The sequence below is a fragment of the Streptomyces sp. NPDC031670 genome, assembly GCF_055580545.1.
In genome coordinates this window covers 320,124-337,955 of sequence record NZ_JBVILC010000006.1, presented here as the reverse complement: position 1 = coordinate 337,955, position 17,832 = coordinate 320,124, and the positions used below count along the sequence as shown (strand labels likewise).

At 73.2% G+C, this 17,832-nt stretch carries 14 protein-coding genes and 1 pseudogene; 6 read left to right on the top strand and 9 right to left on the bottom strand.

Going from position 1 to position 17,832, the window contains the following annotated elements; translation table 11 throughout:
• The first annotated feature begins 111 nt into the window (after positions 1-111).
• The 3 genes from thiE (at position 112) to ACZ5ID_RS14825 (ending at position 2,728) form a co-directional block, all read left to right on the top strand.
• Positions 112-768, top strand: a complete 657-nt coding sequence (thiE, locus tag ACZ5ID_RS14835; RefSeq protein WP_468897399.1) for a thiamine phosphate synthase — start codon at positions 112-114, stop codon at positions 766-768.
• 96 nt (positions 769-864) lie between these two features.
• Positions 865-1,782 (top strand): methylenetetrahydrofolate reductase [NAD(P)H], encoded by a 918-nt coding sequence (gene metF / locus ACZ5ID_RS14830; protein ID WP_468897397.1) that lies wholly within the window; start codon positions 865-867, stop codon positions 1,780-1,782.
• 70 nt (positions 1,783-1,852) lie between these two features.
• On the top strand, positions 1,853-2,728 hold the full coding sequence (locus tag ACZ5ID_RS14825; protein ID WP_468897395.1) for a hypothetical protein: 876 nt from the start codon (positions 1,853-1,855) through the stop codon (positions 2,726-2,728).
• 42 nt (positions 2,729-2,770) lie between these two features.
• Here ACZ5ID_RS14825 and ACZ5ID_RS14820 read toward each other — a convergent pair whose 3' ends face one another.
• The 5 genes and pseudogenes from ACZ5ID_RS14820 to ACZ5ID_RS14800 form a co-directional block, all read right to left on the bottom strand.
• Entirely contained in the window at positions 2,771-4,285 is a 1,515-nt protein-coding gene (locus ACZ5ID_RS14820) for a phytoene desaturase family protein (protein WP_468897393.1), read from the bottom strand.
• A 54-nt stretch (positions 4,286-4,339) separates the two neighbouring features.
• A pseudogene (locus ACZ5ID_RS14815) lies at positions 4,340-4,958 on the bottom strand (DUF4126 domain-containing protein).
• A 345-nt stretch (positions 4,959-5,303) separates the two neighbouring features.
• Positions 5,304-5,909: a TetR/AcrR family transcriptional regulator gene (locus ACZ5ID_RS14810; protein ID WP_358837143.1), complete on the bottom strand. Its 606-nt coding sequence runs from the start codon at positions 5,907-5,909 to the stop codon at positions 5,304-5,306.
• Between the two features lie 28 nt (positions 5,910-5,937).
• Positions 5,938-8,022 carry a YhgE/Pip family protein gene (locus ACZ5ID_RS14805; protein WP_468897391.1) on the bottom strand — a complete coding sequence of 695 codons (2,085 nt, stop codon included), beginning with the start codon at positions 8,020-8,022 and terminating at the stop codon, positions 5,938-5,940.
• Positions 7,994-8,797, bottom strand: coding sequence for an ATP-binding cassette domain-containing protein (locus tag ACZ5ID_RS14800; RefSeq protein ID WP_468897389.1), 804 nt, complete (start codon positions 8,795-8,797; stop codon positions 7,994-7,996). Before ACZ5ID_RS14800 ends, ACZ5ID_RS14805 begins: the two co-directional genes overlap by 29 nt.
• A gap of 193 nt (positions 8,798-8,990) precedes the next feature.
• Here ACZ5ID_RS14800 and ACZ5ID_RS14795 point away from each other — a divergent pair, with 193 nt between their 5' ends.
• From ACZ5ID_RS14795 to ACZ5ID_RS14785, 3 genes are all read left to right on the top strand, one after another.
• The gene (locus ACZ5ID_RS14795) at positions 8,991-9,518 is read left to right on the top strand and encodes an SAV_6107 family HEPN domain-containing protein (RefSeq protein WP_406553373.1); all 528 of its coding nucleotides are present in this window, start codon (positions 8,991-8,993) and stop codon (positions 9,516-9,518) included.
• A gap of 129 nt (positions 9,519-9,647) precedes the next feature.
• Complete coding sequence (locus ACZ5ID_RS14790) at positions 9,648-10,406, top strand: class I SAM-dependent methyltransferase (RefSeq protein WP_468897387.1); 759 nt, start codon at positions 9,648-9,650, stop codon at positions 10,404-10,406.
• A gap of 541 nt (positions 10,407-10,947) precedes the next feature.
• Positions 10,948-11,346 (top strand): DUF3040 domain-containing protein, encoded by a 399-nt coding sequence (locus ACZ5ID_RS14785; protein ID WP_406557367.1) that lies wholly within the window; start codon positions 10,948-10,950, stop codon positions 11,344-11,346.
• 524 nt (positions 11,347-11,870) lie between these two features.
• Here the strand turns inward: ACZ5ID_RS14785 and ACZ5ID_RS14780 are convergent.
• The 4 genes from ACZ5ID_RS14780 to ACZ5ID_RS14765 all read right to left on the bottom strand — a co-directional run bounded on the left by ACZ5ID_RS14780 (position 11,871) and on the right by ACZ5ID_RS14765 (position 17,600).
• On the bottom strand, positions 11,871-14,285 hold the full coding sequence (locus tag ACZ5ID_RS14780) for a transglutaminase TgpA family protein (RefSeq protein WP_468897385.1): 2,415 nt from the start codon (positions 14,283-14,285) through the stop codon (positions 11,871-11,873).
• A complete protein-coding gene (locus tag ACZ5ID_RS14775) occupies positions 14,282-15,700 on the bottom strand; it encodes a DUF58 domain-containing protein (protein WP_468897384.1) in 1,419 nt (472 codons plus the stop codon). The genes ACZ5ID_RS14780 and ACZ5ID_RS14775 overlap by 4 nt, the downstream gene beginning before the upstream one ends.
• Positions 15,700-16,710 (bottom strand): AAA family ATPase, encoded by a 1,011-nt coding sequence (locus ACZ5ID_RS14770; RefSeq protein WP_406556672.1) that lies wholly within the window; start codon positions 16,708-16,710, stop codon positions 15,700-15,702. Before ACZ5ID_RS14770 ends, ACZ5ID_RS14775 begins: the two co-directional genes overlap by 1 nt.
• Before the next feature lie 326 nt (positions 16,711-17,036).
• Positions 17,037-17,600, bottom strand: a complete 564-nt coding sequence (locus ACZ5ID_RS14765) for a beta-class carbonic anhydrase (RefSeq protein WP_468897381.1) — start codon at positions 17,598-17,600, stop codon at positions 17,037-17,039.
• Between the last annotated feature and the right edge of the window lie 232 nt (positions 17,601-17,832).

Sequence of the window (17,832 nt, the reverse complement as noted above, 5' to 3'; positions counted from 1 at the left end):
GGGGGCCCCCCCCCTCCCCCCCCCCCCCTCCCCCCCCCCCCCCCCCCCCCCTCCGTCCCCCCCCCCCCCCCCCCCCCCCCCCCCCCCCACCGCATCCCACGGGGGACCTTCATGCCCACGGCCCGTGAGCGGCTCGCCGACGCCCGCCTGTACCTCTGCACGGACGCGCGCAGGCGCCAGGGCGATCTGCCCGCCTTCTTGGACGCGGTGCTGTCCTCGGGCGTGGACATCGTCCAGCTGCGGGACAAGGGCATGGAGGCCGCCGAGGAGCTGGAGCACCTCGCCGTCTTCGCCGACGCCTGCCGCCGGCACGGCAAGCTGCTCTCGGTCAACGACCGGGCCGACGTGGCGCACGCCATCGGCGCCGACGTGCTGCACCTGGGCCAGGGCGACCTGCCCGTTCCGGCCGCCCGGGCGATCCTCGGCGGCGAGGTCCTGATCGGCCGCTCCACCCACGCCGACGCCGAGGCCTTCGCGGCGTCCGTCGAACCCGGCGTGGACTACTTCTGCACGGGCCCCTGCTGGCCCACCCCCACCAAGCCGGGCCGCCACGCCCCGGGCCTGGACCTGGTGCGCTACACGGCCTCGCTCGCCACCGCGCGCCCCTGGTTCGCCATCGGCGGTATCGACGCCGCCAACCTCGACCAGGTGCTGGACGCGGGCGCGGAGCGGGTCGTGGTGGTCCGCGCGATCACCGAGGCCGACGACCCCGCCGAGGCGACGGCGAACCTGGCCGGGCGCATACGTGAACGTCTGGTGGCCCGCTAGCGGCCGGTTGTCCGAAGGGTGGACAAGAGTCCGACAATGAGGACAATTTACCCTCGTCTTGTTGGGGGACCGCCAAGGCCTGGCTAACCTGCGGGTATGGCCCTTGGCACTGCTTCCACCAGGACGGACCACGCACGCACCGTGCGCGAGATGCTCGCGACCGGTGAGACGACGTACTCCTTCGAGTTCTGGGCGCCCAAGACCGAGAAGGGCGAGCGCAACCTCTGGAACGCGCTGCGCCGGGTGGAGGCGGTGGCCCCGAGCTTCGTCTCCGTGACCTACGGCGCGGGCGGCTCCACCCGCTCCGGCACGGTCAAGGCCACCGAGCAGATCGCCGCCGACTCCACGCTGACCCCGGTCGCCCATCTGACCGCCGTCGGTCACTCGGTGGCCGAGCTGCGCAACATGATCGGCCAGTACGCGGACGCCGGCATCCGCAACATCCTCGCGGTCCGGGGCGACCCGCCGGGCGACCCGATGGGCGACTGGGTCAAGCACCCCGAGGGCGTCACCTACGCCGCCGACCTGGTCCGCCTCATCAAGGAGTCCGGCGATTTCTGCGTCGGCGTCGCGGCCTTCCCGGAGATGCATCCGCGCTCCACGGAATGGGACACCGACGTACGGCACTTCGTCGACAAGTGCCGGGCCGGCGCGGACTACGCCATCACCCAGATGTTCTTCCGCCCCGAGAGCTATCTGCGGCTGCGCGACAAGGCCGCCGAGGCGGGCTGCACGACCCCGATCATTCCCGAGGTCATGCCGGTGACCAGCGTGAAGCAGCTGGAGCGACTGCCCCAGCTCAGCAACGCCGAGTTCCCGCCCGAGCTGAAAGAGCGGATCCTCGCCGTCAAGGACGATCCGGCCGCTGTACGCTCCATTGGCATCGAGTTCGCCACGGAGTTCTGCGCGCGGCTGCTCGCCGATGGCGTACCCGGGTTGCACTTCATTACCCTCAACAACTCCACGGCGACACTCGAGATCTACGAGAATCTGGGTCTGCACCAGCAGCCCTGATCAGTCGCATCCGGTGTACCGGCCGGCCGTCCCGACAAGGGGGGCGGCGGCCGTTGGGAGAGGGGCGTACATGGGCTGGGCGGTCCTCTACATCGCGTTCGGCGTCGTCGCGCTCTGGCTGCTCGGCGAAGTGCTCCTGCAGTACAAGGCGCGGCTGCGCTGGCGGCTGCTGGCCTTCACGGGCTTCATGGGCGTGGTCCTGGGCGTCCTTCTGCCCTCGGTGTTCGTGATCATCCTGGGGGCGCTGGCCTTCGCGGTCGGCCAGACCTATGTGACCCTCTCCTTCCGCCGGGGCTTCTCCACGGGGTGGGCGGTCGGCGGCAGGCCGGGCGCCAGCCGCCGTCGCCGCTCGGGCGCCGCGGCCCCGCTGAAGGACCCGGTGCTCCAGGTATCCGGCGTCCGGTACGAGGACGGCGAGGGCGACGCCCCGCAGGGCGCCCCGGCGGACGAGGGCGCCGACGCGGCGACGAGCGCCGCCCGGGAGTCCGTCTACGAGCCGCAGCCGCTGCCCGACGACACCGGCCAGTACGGCGTCTACAGCGAGACCGCCCCCGCGGGCGCCCAGCAGCAGTACGCCGGATTCGACGCCGGACAGCAGCAGTTCGCCGACCCGTACGCGGGCCAGTACGACTACGGCACGGACACCGGTCAGCAGAGCTACGCCGCGTACTCCGACCCGTACATCGGCAGCGGCACCACCCAGGGCTACGGCAGCTACGACAGCTATGCCGCACCCCAGCAGGCCTACGCCGACCCCTACGCCCAGAACTACGGCATGGACACCCCGCCCGGCGGGGTCTGGGTGCCGCAGCAGCGCGACAACGAGCCCCAGCCCTACGGCGAGGAGCAGCCCGCGCCGTACCCGTACAGCGGTGAGTACGGCAACGGGACGGGCGGCGGCACCGGATCCGGTTACCTCAACGAACAGCAGCCGTACCGCTATTGAGTGATCGCCGGGGTGGGTCGGCGGCCCACCCGGCCGTGCCGCTCACTGGGAGCCGCGGAAGTCGTCGCCCTCCACGATCAGGCCGCTGACCAGCGCCCCGGACATCCCGGCGTGCGCCAGCCCGCCACCGGGGTGGGCCCAGCCGCCCGCCAGATACAGCCCCGGCAGACCCGTGCGGTTGCCCGGGTGCAGCCGGGTGGCACCGGCTCCGGCCAGCGAGGGCGCGGGGACCGAGCCGCCCTCGGAGCCGGTCTCGGCCTCGGTGTCCGCGGGCGTGCGCACCACCCGCCACAGGACGCGCTCGGCCAGTCCCGGGACGGCCGCCGCGGCGGCCTGGACCAGTGTGTCCGCGTACCCCTCGCGGGTCTGCTCGTCGGTCCAGTCGACCGGGCCCTGCGGGGGCACCGTCGCGGTCAGGGTGACCGCCTCGTGGGCGTCGTCCGGGCGGGTGGCCGGGTCGTCGGGGCGCAGCACCGTGACCGTCGGAGGCGTCGCCGGGCGGCCGGTGGTGAAGACCGCCTCCGCCTCGGCGGCCGGGTCGGGGGAGTGGACGACCGTGCGGTGCACCGCGTCGGACGGGCGCCCGCCGCTCAGGGCGAGCAGCACCGTGAACCGCCCGGGGGCCAGGTCGGCGGCCGGGCGCACATCACCGGACCGCCACGGTTCGCGCCCGCGCAGCGGGCCCGAGCCGGTGCTCGGCCGGGCGCCGAGGACCACATGGTCCGCCTCCGCCACCTCGCCCGAGGCGAGCTCCACACCCGCCGCACGGCCGTCCTTCTCGACGATCCCGGTGACCTCGGCGTCGAAGACGAAGGCGACGCGCCGCTTCAGGCACCGCTCGTACACCGCGCGCGCCAGCTCCCGCATACCGCCGCGCACATACCAACTGCCGAAGCTCTGCTCCAGGTAGGGCAGCAGGGCGGCGCTCGCCGGGGCGGTGCGCGGATCCAGGCCCTCCGCCAGCGCGTAGCTGGTCAGGAGCGCGGCCAGACGGGCATCGCCCAGCTCCCAGGCGCCGACCTCCGCCAGCGTGGACGCCTGGCGGGGGGAGCGCAGCAGCCGGCGCTGTCTGAGCGCCGGATACGGGTCGCGGGCCAGCACCTGCCAGTCGGCCCAGAGCGGCTCCTCCAGGAGCGGGCGGCGCGAGCGGTCCCAGGCGTCCCGAGCGCGGCCCAGGAAGTCGCCCCACTTCTCGCCCGCGCCCACGCCGAGCGCCCCGTCCAGCGCCGAGACGACGCCCGCGCGCGAGGCGTTGGGCAGCGAGACGTCCGTACCGTCGGCGAAGAGGTGGCGGGCGGCGGGGTCGGTCGGTGTGAGCCCGACCCGGTCCTCCAGCGGCTCCTTGCCGGTCTTGAGGAACAGGTCGCGGTAGACCGCGGGCAGGCGCAGCAGACCGGGGCCGGTGTCGAACACGAACCCGTCCCGCTCGAACCTGCCCAGCGCCCCGCCGTACGTCGAGCCGCGCTCGTACACCGTCACCCGGTGGCCTGCCACGGCCAGCCGGGCGGCAGCCGCCATGGCGCCCATCCCGGCGCCGATCACCGCAATCCGTGCCATGCCAGGGACTTTATCGGCCGCCACCGACAACGCCGCCGCCCGGGCCGGGCGGCCTCACCGGGGCGGGCCCGCCTCCCGGGCCGCGGCCAGCCGCCGCTCCTCGCGGAGCTGGGCGCGGCGGCGCCGAAAGCGGCGGATCCGGCTCCAGAGGAAGGCCAGTATCGCCACACCGAGCAGCAGCAGCGTGCCCGCGACGACGGCCGCGGCGACCGGGTGGAAGATCGCGAAACTGATGATCGCGGCGACACCGAGGTCCTCGGCGGTGCTGAGCGCGATGTTGCTGAACGGCTCCGGCGAGGTGTTCACCGCCATCCGCGTGCCGGCCTTCACCAGATGGCTCGTCAGCGCCGTCGACCCGCCGATGGCGCCCGCCGCCAGATCCGGCAGCGACCCGCTCTGCCCGGCCAGCAGCGCGCCCACCACGGCGCCCGCCACCGGCCGGATCACCGTGTGCACGGAGTCCCAGACGGAGTCGACGTACGGGATCTTGTCGGCCACGGCCTCGCAGAGGAAGAGCACCCCCGCGACGATCAGGACGTCGGGGCGCTGGAGCGCGTCGGGCACCTCGTCGGTGACCCCGGTCGCGCCGAAGACGCCGAGCAGCAGGACCACCCGAGTACGCGTTGATCCCACTGGCCCAGCCGCTGGTGAACACCAGGGGGAGTACGGACACGGACGTGATCGTAACCAGTCGCGGCTTTTCCGGGCTGGGGTTGAGCACACAGGCCTGAGTATCCGTACTCAGAGGAGGAGATGAGTAATTGCGCGGATGGGGTCCCACCTGCGCGGACGGAAGAGTGGAGGACACGGAAGGGGCAGGCGCGCCCGTACCGCCGACACGGGGCGGCGGAACGAGCGCGGCTCCCCCCGACGTACGGGGCACGGAGGGTACGGGGGTACTGAAGTGCCCAGAGCGACGTACGGGGGACGTGTTCCGAAAGAAATACGCCGGTGCGGCGGGGCCCAGGGGGGATCGGGGCCCCGCCGCACCGGTGTGTCCACGCGCGCGTGGCGGCGGTCAGCGTCCGCTGACCCGCCCGTGCAGCAGCCGCGAGAGCGCCGCGTGCACCTCGTCGAGGGAGCGCTCGCTCTGGAAGGCCTGCCAGTCGAGCGCCGCCACCAGGACCATCCCGACCAGCGCCGCCGCCGTGAGCGGGATGTCGATCTCCTCGCTCAGCTCGCCCTCCGCGACGGCCTCGCGCAGCACCGTCTCGACGACGGCGACCGCTTCCCGGCGCACCACCATCAAGGTGGACTGCCAGGCCCGGTTGGTGCGCCACAGCTCCGCCACGTACAGCTGGGTGAAGGCCGGATAGCGGTGGATGAACTCCAGACCGGCCCGGATCATGGCGTCCAGCGCCTCGACCCTGCTGCCACCGCGCGCGTGGGTGACGTCGGCGGCCTCCTGGAGCGAGGCGGTGAGCAGCCCCACGCCGTGCCGCAGCAGCTCCTCGAACAGCTCGGTCTTGCTCTTGAAGTTGTAGTAGACGGTGCCCTTGGCGACACCGGCCCGCTCCGCGATCTCGTCGACGGTGGTCGCCGAGAACCCCTGCTCGGCGATGAGCGTCACCGCCGCCTCGTAGAGCTTCTGCCGGGTCGCCTGCCGTCTGGTGCTGGACTCCATGCGGTCGATTCTCACAGGTCCGGCGCTCCTAGAGGCTCAGCTCGGGGTGGAGCCGGTCCAGCGTCCAGACCTGCTTCCGCCTGGCCGACAGGGCCGTCAGCGCCAGCGAGCCCACCGTGAACGCCGCCAGCACCGCGCACCCCTGCCACACCGGCCCGAGCCCGCCGCCCGTGATGAGCCTGCGCAGCCCCTCGACCACGTAACTCATCGGCAGATACGGGTGGATCGCGTTGAAGAACGCCGGGCTCGTCTGCACCGGATAGGTGCCGCCCGCCGAGGTCAGCTGGAGCATCAGGAGCGCCAGCACCAGGATGCGTCCGGCCGCGCCGAAGCGGGCGTTGAGCCACTGCACGATCGCCGCGAAACAGCACGACACGAGGGCGAGGAAACCGATCGTCCCCGCGGCGCGTTCCATCTCCAGGCCGAGCCCGTAGTGCAGCACCGTCATCAGCGCGCCCACCTGGAGCACCCCGACCGCCGCCACCGGCAGCCAGCCCGCCAGCGCGATCCGCCACGCCGAGGCGCCCGCCGCGAGCGCCCGCCGGTTGAGCGGCTGGATCAGCATGTAGGCGACCATCGCGCCCACCCACAGGGAGAGCGGGATGAAGTACGGGGCGAAGCCGGTGCCGTAGTTCGGCGCCTTGTGCAGCGCCTGGGAGGCCAGCCTGACCGGGTCGGCCATCACTTCGGTGCGCTTGTCGCGGTCCTGCTTGTCGTAGTCGGGGATCTTGCCGACGCCGTCGTGCAGACCGCCCGCGAGCTGCGCGGAGCCGTCGGAGAGCTTGAGCAGGCCGCCGTCGAGGGTGCCCGCGCCCTTCTTGAGCTTGCCCACGCCGCTGTCCAGGTCGGTGGCGCCGGTCTTCGCCGCGGTCAGCCCCGTGTGCAGGGTGCCGGCGCCCTTGGCGACCTCCTTGGCGCCCTTGTTGAGGGCATTGATGTCACCCACGGCCTTGTCGAGGTCCTTGGCGAGCGTCGGCGCGTTCTTGGCGACCCGGCGCGCCTGCTTCTGGAGCTCCACGAGGTTCTTGTCGAGCGTCTTGAAGTCGCTGTTCTGGTCCTGGACCACCCGGTTGAGGTCCTCGGCGAGGGTGGCGGCGGTCGCCGCGGCCTTCTTGGCGCGCTTGAGCTCCGGGCAGCCGGGGCCCGGTGTCGCGGACGACTGGCACAGCTTGGCGTACACCTTGTCGAGGTCGTCGGAGGCCTTGCGGGCGCCGGTCGCGGCGGCGGGCGCCGCCCGGATCACGTCGGCCAGGTTGTCGCGCACCGGTCCCACCGAGTCGTCGACCAGCTTGGCCGCGTCCCCGATGGTCTTGGCGTTCTCCTTCAGGAAGGGACGCGCCTCGTCCGCCGCCGTGTTGACCCTGTTGGCCAGCGTCTGGGTGCCGGCCGCGACCTTGCGGGCGCCGGTCTCCAGGTCGGCGGAGCCGCTGTTGAGCTTTCTGATGCCGCCCGCCAGCTTGCCGCTGCCCGCCTTGGCGTCGCCCAGGCCGTCCGCGAGGTCCTTGGAGCCCTGCTTCGCCTTGCCCAGGCCGCCCTTGAGGTCGGCGGCGCCCTTGGCGGCCTTCTCGGTCTGGTCGTGCAGGTCGGAGAAGGAGATGAAGATCTTGTCCAGGAAGGAGCGCGAGGCCTTGGCGGAGGCCGCCGAGCGCACCTCGGAGAAGACCGTGCGGGAGATGGACCCCACGATGTAGTTGTTGGCGTCGTTGGTGCGCACCTGGAGGGCGCCCGTCTCGGGGGAGTCGCCGGAGCTCGACGCGATCCGCCGGCTGAAGTCGGCGGGCATGGTGAGCGACAGGTAGTACTTGCCGTCCTCGACGCCCTTGCGCGCCTCCTCGCCGCTGACCTCGTGCCAGTCGAACGTCTTGCTCTTGTGCAGCCCCTCCGCGATGCCGTCGCCCGCGGTGATCTTCTGGCCGCCGGCGGTGGCGCCCTTGTCCTCGTTGACCAGCGCGACCGGAACCCGGTCGAGCCGTCCGTACGGATCCCAGAACGACCACAGGTAGAGCGCGCCGTACAGCAGCGGCAGCAGCAGCAGCGCGACCAGCGCGGCCCGCGGCAGCTTTCCCCTGCCGAAGCGCCTCAGCTCAAGCGCGGCCAGTCGTGGCGAACGCATCCCCCGCCCCCTTCTCGTCCCCGTCTTCGTCGTCCCGGTCGTCCCGGTCGTCCCGCTCGCCGTGCTCGTCCTGCGTGCCCCGCGTGGTCCCCACGGTCAGGTCCGCCTCGGCGGGAGCCTGGCTGCAGACGGCCAGCACCGTCGTACCGGCGTCGGCTATCGACCGCAGCAGCGCCCACGCCTCGGTGCGCTCGGCGTCGGAGAGCTTCATGTCGGCGTCGTCGACGCCGAGCAGCCTGGGCCGTCCCATCAGCCCCAGCGCCACGGACAGGCGCAGCGCCTCAAGCCGTTCCAGATCGCGTACGTACGTGCGCTCGTCCTTCGGGAGGGTGGTGAGGTCGAGGCCCGCGGCCTTCAGCGCCTCGTCGATGGTGGCCCTGGCCGCGGTGCGGCGCTCGGCGGGCGTACGCAGCAGCGCGCGTACGGAACCGCCGAAGCGGTGCTGGAGCAGCGCCCGTTCGCGCAGGTGCTCGGCGACGGTCAGGGCGGGGTCGAGGTCGTTCACCTCCGGGACCGGGCCGAGGGCGCTGAACCGGCGGACGGCGGTCATCCGGCCCGGAAGCCGTTCGCCGCCGACCTCGGCATGCCCCTCGGTGGGTTTCATCCGGCCGGTGAGAGCCAGAAGCAGACAGGTACGCCCGGACCCGGAGGGGCCCTCGACGGCGACCAGCGAACCGGGTGCGGCCTCCAGCCGCACACCCCGGAAGACCCAGCCGCGCGGCCCCTTGAGCCCGAAGTCCTCGGCGGTGACGCCTGCCCCGTGCGGGCTGTCCACGTTCCCCCCCATTCGTTGAGCTGACGAATTCTTTGAACTGACTGGTCAGTACAAAAGTAACCCGGACCTGCGTTCGGGGCAAAGGGGCAGGTCAGGGCCGGGGGAGGAGCGGGCGAGGCCCGATTGTCAGTGGGGGCCCTCACGATGGACACATACGGCCACAGCGCCGTCACACGACGACAGGAGGTTCGTCATGGCCAGCCATCGCGCGGCAGCCGCCCACCGGCCCCGCCCCATCGGCCCTGCCCCCTCACTGAACGGTCCCGCGAGCGACATCCACCCGGTGCTCCGCAGGGGCGGCGCGCCACCCGCCGCCCTCGACCTTCTCGCCCAGGCCCGCAGCGGTCTGGACGAGGCCGCCGTGCTCGACACCCCCAACGAGCGGTACGCGACGGCGCATCTCGCCGCGCTGCGCACCGCCGCCGCCGTCCTCGCCGCCCGGGGCCGGCCCGAGACCGGACCGCGCCGGCGGCAGCGGATCCGAAGCGCCTGGGAGGTGCTGCCGGAGATAGCGCCCGAACTGACCGAGTGGAGCGCCCTGTTCGCCTCCGGCGCCACCCGCCGGGCGCGCGCCGAGGCGGGCATCCAGGGCGCCGCCACCGCCCGCGACGCCGACGACCTCATCCGCGACGCCGCGATGTTCCTGCGGCTCGTCGAGCGTCTGCTCGTCCTGCAGCCCGCGCTGCCCCAGCCGAGGACCCGGGAGCCGGACGCGGGGTGACGGGGCGGGGAGAGGCGGTGAGGTGCGGGGATGAGCGGGCGCGGGCCCCTGAGGCAATAGGGTGGACGGGCCTTCACCGTTCTTTGCCCCGCCGTCCCGCGGCGGCGCCGCGCCGAGGAGTCAACTGCCGTGCCGGACCCCATGCGCCCCCGCGCCTCTCTCCGTACCGCCGTGGTCTGGGAGGTCCTCAAGGACGCCCTCGACCGCCGGGTCAAGGCCACCGGGCGCGAGGCGCTGGACGTCCTGGACACCGGCGGCGGCTCGGGCAACTTCGCGGTGCCCCTCGCCCGCCTCGGCCACCGCGTCACCGTGGTCGACCCCAGCCCGAACGCGCTGTTCGCCCTGGAGCGCCGGGCCGCCGAGGCCGAGGTGGCCGACCGGGTCCGCGGTGTGCAGGGCGATGTGCTCGGCCTGTTCGACGTCGTGGAGCGCGGCGGCTACGACGCGGTGCTGTGCCACGGTGTCCTGGAGTACGTGGAGGACCCGGCCGAGGGTGTGCGCAACGCGGTGGACGCGCTGCGCGCCGAAGGGGCGCTGAGCCTGCTCGCGGCCGGTCTCGGCGGCGCCGTCATCGCCCGCGCGCTCGCCGGGCACTTCACCGAGGCCCGCCGGGCCCTGAGCGACCCGGCCGGGCGCTGGGGCGACGGCGACCCGGTGCCGCGGCGGTTCACGGCCGAGCAGCTCACCGAGCTGGTCGCGGCGACCGGTGCGGAGGTCGGGGCGGTGCACGGCGTACGGGTCTTCGCCGACCTGGTGCCCGGGGTCCTGGTGGACACCGAGCCGGGGGCGCTGGACGCCCTGCTCAAGCTGGAGGCGGCGGCGGCCGAGCTGCCCGCGTTCCACTCCGTGGCGACGCAGTTGCACGTGCTGGGCGAGAAGCGGGCCTGAAGGGGGGCGGTTTCTCCCGGGCGCCCGAGGCTTGGGTGCCCGAGGCCTGGGTGCCCGGGTGTACCCGTGCCTCCGCCGGTGTTTCGCCTGGCATCCGTCCGGCGTGCACTCGGCAGCCGCCCGTCATCGGCTCGGTATCCGCTCGGTATCCGCTCGCGTGGCGGCCTTCGACCGGCCGCCGGGACGGCCGACCGCGTGCCGTGCGGACCGCCGCCCGGACGGACGCGCCGCGGATGGTCGGTAGGCGGCCGGTCCCACGCCCGGACGTCCCCGCGCTGATCAGCGAAGCTGTCCCGGACGGAGTAGCGGCATGGAGTACGCCACAGGCCCCCCGATCGGCGGCTTCGCCCCGTATGATCGGGGTACAAGGTCCGGCATGGCGGGTCGTTCGATGGGGAATCCACTCCTCACCGGGCGGGCCGCCGTGGCGGCTCGGATTGGCGAATTGGCGTAGAGGGCGGGTTTCACGGGGGCGATTCCCTGCCTATCCTGAAGGGGCCGCATCCGGTCGCCCCCCGCGACCGACGAGTAGGAGGACTCCGTGCCGCTCTCGGAGCACGAGCAGCGCATGCTCGAGCAGATGGAGCGAGCGCTGTACGCCGAAGATCCCAAGTTCGCGACAGCGCTTGAGGGAAGCGGGCTGCGTACGTACACCCGGCGACGGGTCTACCAGGCGGTCGCCGGCTTTTTGGTGGGTATCGCGCTCCTCATGATTGGTATCGGGCAGGGGATCTGGATCAGCGTGGTCGGGTTCCTCATCATGCTCGGCTGTGCCGTGCTCGCGGTCACCGGTTGGCGCAAGGCGCCACGGCGTGGTGAGCAGCCGGTGGGCGGCGGTGTGGCGGCGCGGCCCGCGGCGCGCGCACGCGGCCCGAAGCGGTCGGTGATGGACCGCATCGAGCAGCGCTGGCAGCGGCGCCGCGACGAAGGCGGTCGCTAGGCCCGGCGGGCCTGTGTTCGAACGTGACTGAGGGGCGATCACCGATGCGGTGGTCGCCCCTCAGTGGTGTCACTCGGCCTGCGGCCGTCGCTCGTCCTCAAGCGCCGGACGGCTGAATTGATCGCGCCCTCGGGGGGTGGTTCTGTGCGTCCCGCTGTTCGGGTTCGTTGCCTCGGCCTGCGGCCGTCGCTCGTCCTCAAGCGCCGGACGGGCTGGATTGATCGCGCTCTCGGGGGTGGCTCTGTGCGTGCCGCCGTGCGGGCCGTTGCCTCGGCCTGCGGCCTTCGCTCGTCCTCAGGCGCCGGACAAGCTGGAGGTGCGCCCGTCCGGTCCTCGGAGGGGTGGCCCGGTGTCGCGCCCACGGGCGCCGCCCGGCGGGCCGACGCCGGACCCTCCCGCAGGCACCGGCAGGCACCGGCAGGCACCGGCAGGCACCGGCAGGCAAGGAGCCGGAGGGCCTGGCGAGGCGCGAGGGCTTGCCTCTCGCCTCGACCGGGGCCCGCCGGCACCCGCCCCTCACCCGCTCACACCGACCGCCCCCCGGTCGGCCTCCGCAGCACCGTCTGTCCCGCCGTCCTCAGTCGCCTCGCCGCCCGGGACGTCAGTGACTCCCACTTCGCCGTCGCCGTCCAGGCGAGCCGTGCCGCCGAGCGCGGGGCCAGGTCGGCTCGGAGGCGGGGCCAGGGCCGCAGGGACGCGCGCAGGCCCGCGCGGATGTCGTGGGCTGCCTCCGAAAGGCCCGTGGGGGGCCGGGGGGTGGGGGCGTACAGGACCTGTTCCACCGCGCTCGCCGCCCGGTGCACCGACTCCGCCGCCGGGCCGTCCAGACCGCCCAGCCGCACCATGCGGGCCGCCGCCTTGCGGGGCGTCAGCGAGTCGTCGGGAGCGATGCCGTGGTCCCAGGCCGTGTCGATGACCTCCCGCCACACCGTCAGCGTGGCGGTGACCGGGTCGGCGTCCGGGTGCCCGGCCCGGGCCAGCCGCCGGGACCGGACCCGTACCCGCCACAGCCACGGCAGCAGCGGCAGCACCAGCACCGCGAGCACGCCCAGGGCCACCGCGGCGACCGTGGCCGCGGACGTCCCGCCGCCGTCGCCGCCCAGGGGAGCCGCCGGGGCCACCTCGCCGCACTCGTTCTGCTTGCGCAGTTGCGCCGGGCAGGAGGAGGACGGGGCCGGCGCCGCGGAGGGCCGCGTCGAGGGGCCGTCGGAGGGCTTCACCGGGCTGCTGGGAGCGCCCGAAGGGGTGTCGGGGCGGGTGTAGTCGGGGGCCGAACCGCGCGAGGGGGTCGGCTCGAACCGGGTCCAGCCCACACCCTCGAAGTACAGCTCGGGCCACGCGTGCGCGTCCCGCAGCCCCACCGACATCGTCCCGTCCGAACGCGGCTCGCCGGGCGTGAAGCCCACCGCCACCCGGGCCGGTATGCCCAGGGTCCGGGCCATCGCGGCCATCGTGAAGGAGAAGTGGACGCAGAAGCCCTGCTTGTCCTTGAGGAAGCGGGCGATCGCCTCCGTACCGCTGCCGGACTCGACCTGGGTGTCGTACGTGAACCCGCCCTTCACCGCGAACCAGTCCTGCAGCATCACGGCACGCTGGTAGTCCGTGGTGGCGCCCTTGGTGATCCTGCGGGCCGTCGTGCCCACGATGCGCGGCAGGGTCTGCGGGACCTTCGTGTACTCCCGCGCCAGCGCCGGGGGAGCGGGCAGGGCGGCTGCCAACTGGTCCGCCGTCGGACGCACCTGGAGGCTGCTGACCTGGTACTGGACGCCCTGGGTGGTCTGGCCCCGGTCGCCCACCAGGGTCCGGCCGACCGGCTCGAAGCGCCAGTGCCCGCCGATGTCGACCTTGGTCGCCGGGTAGGGCATCGGCAGCCAGTTCTGGGTGTACCAGCCGGCGGCCGACACGCTCGTGCGGATCTCGGCGGTGCCGATCGCCGGGCTCAGCCCCTCGGGCTGCGGCAGCACGTCCGGCACGTCCTTGATCTTGCGCTCGGACGACTTCCAGGACGCCCCGTCGAACTGGTCGAGGGCCACGATCCGCAGATACAGGTCCTGGGTGTCCTGAGCGTTGGTGCGGTAGCGCAGGACCTCGCGGTCCTCGGGCTGGTTGAGGCTGTTCTGGAGCGAGACCAGCGGGTTGACCGCGGAGATCGTGCCTCCGCCGCCGCCCTCCCCGCTGCCGCCGCCGCTCCCGCCGAGCAGCCCGGTGCCCATGGCCGGCAGCGCGGCCGGGATCACCAGGGCGATGCCCAGGGCGAGCGCCCCGATCCGGCGGCCGGTACGGACCGGCGCCAGCGGACCGCTGTCCCCCTCGAACGGCGTCTGCGGCCGGTCCGACCGGGCAGCGCCGCCGAACATCCGCCCCCACTGCGAGAGCCGGTCACGCCCCTCGGCGAGCAGGAGCAGCAGATAGCCGCCCGCCGCCAGCAGGAACCACAGCCAGCTCGCCCCGCCGTTCGAGAGCCCGGCGGCCACCGAGTACAGCGCGAGGAGCGGCAGCCCGGCCGGGGCGGCGCTGCGGAAGGTCACCGCGAGCGCGTCCACCACCAGCCCGATCACCAGCGTCCCGCCCACCACCATCAGGCGGATGCCGTCCGTGGCGGGCGCCGGGATCGTGTACCGGCTGACGTCGTCGGCCCCCTGCCCGAGCAGCCCGGAGAGGTGCTCGAAGGCCTCCGGCCCCGGCAGCAGCCCGATCAGCGCCTGCTCCCGGGCGAACACCACGGTCAGCAGCACCAGGGTCACCACGGCCTGCACCAGCACCGTCAACGGCCGGGCCAGCGGCACCCGGCGGGCGAGCGCGCCCACCCCGGCCTGGAGGGCGAGGAGGAACGCGGCCTGCACGATCCAGGTCGCCCGGTCGACGAGCGGCAGCATGGAGCACGACGTCATCACCGTGGCGGCGAAGGCGCACAGCGCCAGCCGTCCGCGCCCGCTCATGACCACGCCCCTGACATTCCCGGTATCCCCGATGTTCCCGACGGCCACGGAGCGCCGCCGGAAGCGGCCCCTGTCCCCGTCGCCGTCCCCGTCCGTTCCTGGCCCGCCTGCCGCCACAGCTCGGCGAGCGAGGCGCCCGGCGGCACGGCCAGCGCCGTCCATCCGGCCTCGCGCAGCAGCCGCAGCGTCCGCTCGGCCGGGCCGAAGCCCCCGGGCGGCGGCGAGCCGTACGTCCACAGGTCGCTGTCCAGGACGAAGGCGACCGCGGCGCCGCTGCGCCGCCGCATCTTCGCCGCGACCGCGGCCTGTTCCTCGTCGAGGTCCCCGAAGAACCCCACCAGCAGTCCTTCGTTCCCGCCGCGCAGCACGTCGTACGCGTGCGAGAGGCCGCCGCCGTCGGAGTGGTCCACGACCGCGAGGGTGTCCATCATCAGTCCCGCCGCGTCCGAGGAGTCCTGGGTGGTTCCGGCGAACCCGCCCTCCCCCTCGCCCGGCACCGAGCTTCCGGTGTCGGTGAGCAGGCGCACCGAGTAGCCGCGCTCCAGCATGTGCACCAGCGCCGAGGCGGCGCCCGACACCGCCCACTCGAAGGCCGAGTCGGGGCCCGCGCCCGCGTACGCGAGGTCACGGGTGTCCAGGAGCACCGTGCACCTGGCCCGCTGCGGCTGCTCCTCGCGGCGCACCATCAGCTCGCCGTAGCGCGCGGTGGAGCGCCAGTGCACCCGGCGCAGGTCGTCGCCGTGCCGGTACAGCCGCGGGATCACGTCGTCCTCGCCGGCCAGCGCCAGCGAGCGGTGGCGGCCGTCGCCGTACCCGGCGGCCTCGCCGGACAGGCGCACCGGCGGCAGGGGTTCGGTGCGCGGTATCACCGTGAGGGTGTCCTGGGCGCTGAACGCGCGCGTGAGCTCGCACATCCCGAACGGGTCGGTCAGCCGCAGCTGGAGCGGGCCGAGCGGATAGCGCCCGCGCAGATCCGAGCGGACCCGGTAGGACACCTCGCGCCTGCCGCCCGCCTCCACCCGGTCCAGGACGAAACGGGGGCGCGGTCCCAGCACGTACGGCACCCGGTCCTGGAGCATGAGCAGGCCCGTGGGCAGCCGGGAGACGTTGTCGACGCGCAGGTGCACCCGGGCCTCGGCGCCCGCGGGCACGCGCGCGGGCGCCAGCCGCCTGCTGCCCGCGACCCGGTAACGCGTGCGGTACAGGACGGTCGTGCAGACCAGGGGCAGCACGGCGAGCAGCAGCCCGACCCGCAGCAGGTCCTCCTGGCCCAGGACGTACGCGCAGACCGCGGCGGCGATCCCGGCGGCCAGGAACGACCGGCCGCGGGTGGTCAGTCCGGACAGGGCCGCCCGGGCCCCGCCCCTGTCGCCCTCCTCCGGCCCCGCCCCCGCCGGGGGAGCCCCGGCCGCCATCACAGCCGCCGGGTGCCGGGCTGCTGCTGGCCGTAGAGCGGGCCGCCGGCCTGCGGCACGGGGGTGTGCTGGAGGATCTCCAGGACGACCTGCTCGGCGGTGCGGCGGTTCAACTGGGCCTGGGCGGTGGGCAGCAGCCGGTGCGCGAGGACGGCGACGGCGAGCGCCTGGACATCGTCGGGCAGTGCGTACTCCCGGCCGCTCAGGGCCGCCGCGGCCTTGGCGGCGCGCAGCAGATGGAGCGTGGCGCGCGGCGAGGCCCCGAGTCTGAGGTCGGGGTGGTTGCGGGTGGCTCCGACGAGCTGCACCGCGTACCGCCGCACGGCGTCGGCGACGTGGACCTTGCGGACCGCGTCGACGAGCTTGACGATGTCGTGCGCGTGCGCCACCGGCTGGAGGTCGTCGAGCGGCGAGACCGCGCCGTGCACGTCGAGCATCTGGAGCTCCGCCTCGGCCGACGGGTAACCGATCGAGACGCGGGCCATGAAGCGGTCGCGCTGGGCCTCGGGCAGCGGGTAGGTGCCCTCCATCTCGACCGGGTTCTGGGTGGCCACCACCATGAAGGGGCTGGGCAGTTCATAGGTCTGCCCGTCGATGGTGACCTGGCGCTCCTCCATGGACTCCAGGAGCGCCGACTGGGTCTTGGGCGAGGCGCGGTTGATCTCGTCGCCGATCACGATCTGCGCGAAGATCGCGCCCGGCTTGAACTCGAAGTCCCGCCGCTGCTGGTCGTAGATGGACACACCGGTGATGTCCGACGGCAGCAGGTCCGGTGTGAACTGGATGCGCCGCACCGAGCAGTCGATGGATTTCGCCAGCGCCTTGGCCAGCATGGTCTTGCCCACGCCCGGGACGTCCTCGATCAGGAGGTGCCCCTCGGCGAGCAGTACGGTCAGCGAGAGCCGTACGACCTCGGGCTTGCCCTCGATCACACCCTCCACCGACCTGCGGACGCGCTCCGCAGTGGCGGTCAGATCTGTGAGGCTCGCTCGCTCGTCATAGGTCGTCACCCGGCCCTCCTCGGCCCTTCCCCCCGCTCCGGGAGCGGGGGGTTACCCCAGTTGCCTGCGGGCCGGCGCACTGGAAACGGAACGGCCCACTTCGAAATAGGGACACCGCGTCCGAGACGTTCGGACGGATGCCACCCCCGCATTCTTGTTGCCGTCGCCGCGTCGTGTCACTCGCCTGTGGATAACTGGAGGGGATATGTCGGGGGTTGCCGTGTTTTTGTCTCCGAAGACGCCCCCAAGAGTCTCCGAAGAGATCCCGAAGCGACGCGGAATCGAGTCCGAACTCCCTCGGGGTGCGGACCGGTGCGGACCGGTCCGGTCCCGGACTAGGCCGCCGGGTCGATCTCGCGGAGCAGGCCGGTGGTGACGTCGAAGACGAATCCGCGCACGTCGTCGATGTGCGGCAGGAAGGGCGAGGTGCGGACCCGCTGCATGGACTGGCGTACGTCCTGGTCGACGTCGCGGAAGGACTCCACCGCCCAGGCGGGGCGCTGGCCGACCTCGTCCTCCAGCTCGTGGCGGAAGTCCTCGGTGAGCGACTCCAGGCCGCAGCCGGTGTGGTGGACGAGCATGACGCTGCGGGTGCCGAGCGCCCGCTGACTTATGGTCAGTGACCGGATGACGTCGTCGGTGACCACGCCGCCGGCGTTGCGGATGGTGTGGCAGTCGCCGAGTTCCAGGCCGAGGGCCGCGTGCAGGTCGAGGCGGGCGTCCATGCAGGCCACGACGGCGACGCGGAGGACCGGGCGGGCGTCCATACCGGGATCGTCGAACGCTTGTGCGTACCTGCGGTTCGCTTCGACGAGCCGGTCGGTGACGGTTCCCCCGTCACTGACCGCCAGGTGGGGGCGGACGGGGGGCTCTGCGGGGAGATGCGCAGGAGTCGACATGTCTATGACGTTAGTCGCCGTAGATCGTCCGGTCGCGTTGTGAGGACGGAAAAATCCCGTCAACTCGGTCCGCTGTGAGGTAACCCACAAGCGTGACAGTCGGCCGTCCGTTCGGGTGAAAAGCGCACCCCGCGACGCGCTGGGCCGTTGATTGACCGAAAGGACCGGTGGACTAAAGTGACGCGAAGTGGGTGGGGTGACACACCCCGGCCCGCTTGCGGGGACAGATCCC

What these genes read in the sequence shown, in the direction of transcription:
- ACZ5ID_RS14775 (WP_468897384.1), bottom strand. Translation starts at nt 15,700, where the DNA reads ATGGCGGCCGGGGCTCCCCCGGCGGGGGCGGGGCCGGAGGAGGGCGAC.
- thiE (WP_468897399.1), top strand. Translation starts at nt 112, where the DNA reads ATGCCCACGGCCCGTGAGCGGCTCGCCGACGCCCGCCTGTACCTCTGC.
- ACZ5ID_RS14825 (WP_468897395.1), top strand. Translation starts at nt 1,853, where the DNA reads ATGGGCTGGGCGGTCCTCTACATCGCGTTCGGCGTCGTCGCGCTCTGG.
- ACZ5ID_RS14780 (WP_468897385.1), bottom strand. Translation starts at nt 14,285, where the DNA reads ATGAGCGGGCGCGGACGGCTGGCGCTGTGCGCCTTCGCCGCCACGGTG.
- ACZ5ID_RS14805 (WP_468897391.1), bottom strand. Translation starts at nt 8,022, where the DNA reads ATGCGTTCGCCACGACTGGCCGCGCTTGAGCTGAGGCGCTTCGGCAGG.
- ACZ5ID_RS14765 (WP_468897381.1), bottom strand. Translation starts at nt 17,600, where the DNA reads ATGTCGACTCCTGCGCATCTCCCCGCAGAGCCCCCCGTCCGCCCCCAC.
- metF (WP_468897397.1), top strand. Translation starts at nt 865, where the DNA reads ATGGCCCTTGGCACTGCTTCCACCAGGACGGACCACGCACGCACCGTG.
- ACZ5ID_RS14810 (WP_358837143.1), bottom strand. Translation starts at nt 5,909, where the DNA reads ATGGAGTCCAGCACCAGACGGCAGGCGACCCGGCAGAAGCTCTACGAG.
- ACZ5ID_RS14820 (WP_468897393.1), bottom strand. Translation starts at nt 4,285, where the DNA reads ATGGCACGGATTGCGGTGATCGGCGCCGGGATGGGCGCCATGGCGGCT.
- ACZ5ID_RS14795 (WP_406553373.1), top strand. Translation starts at nt 8,991, where the DNA reads ATGGCCAGCCATCGCGCGGCAGCCGCCCACCGGCCCCGCCCCATCGGC.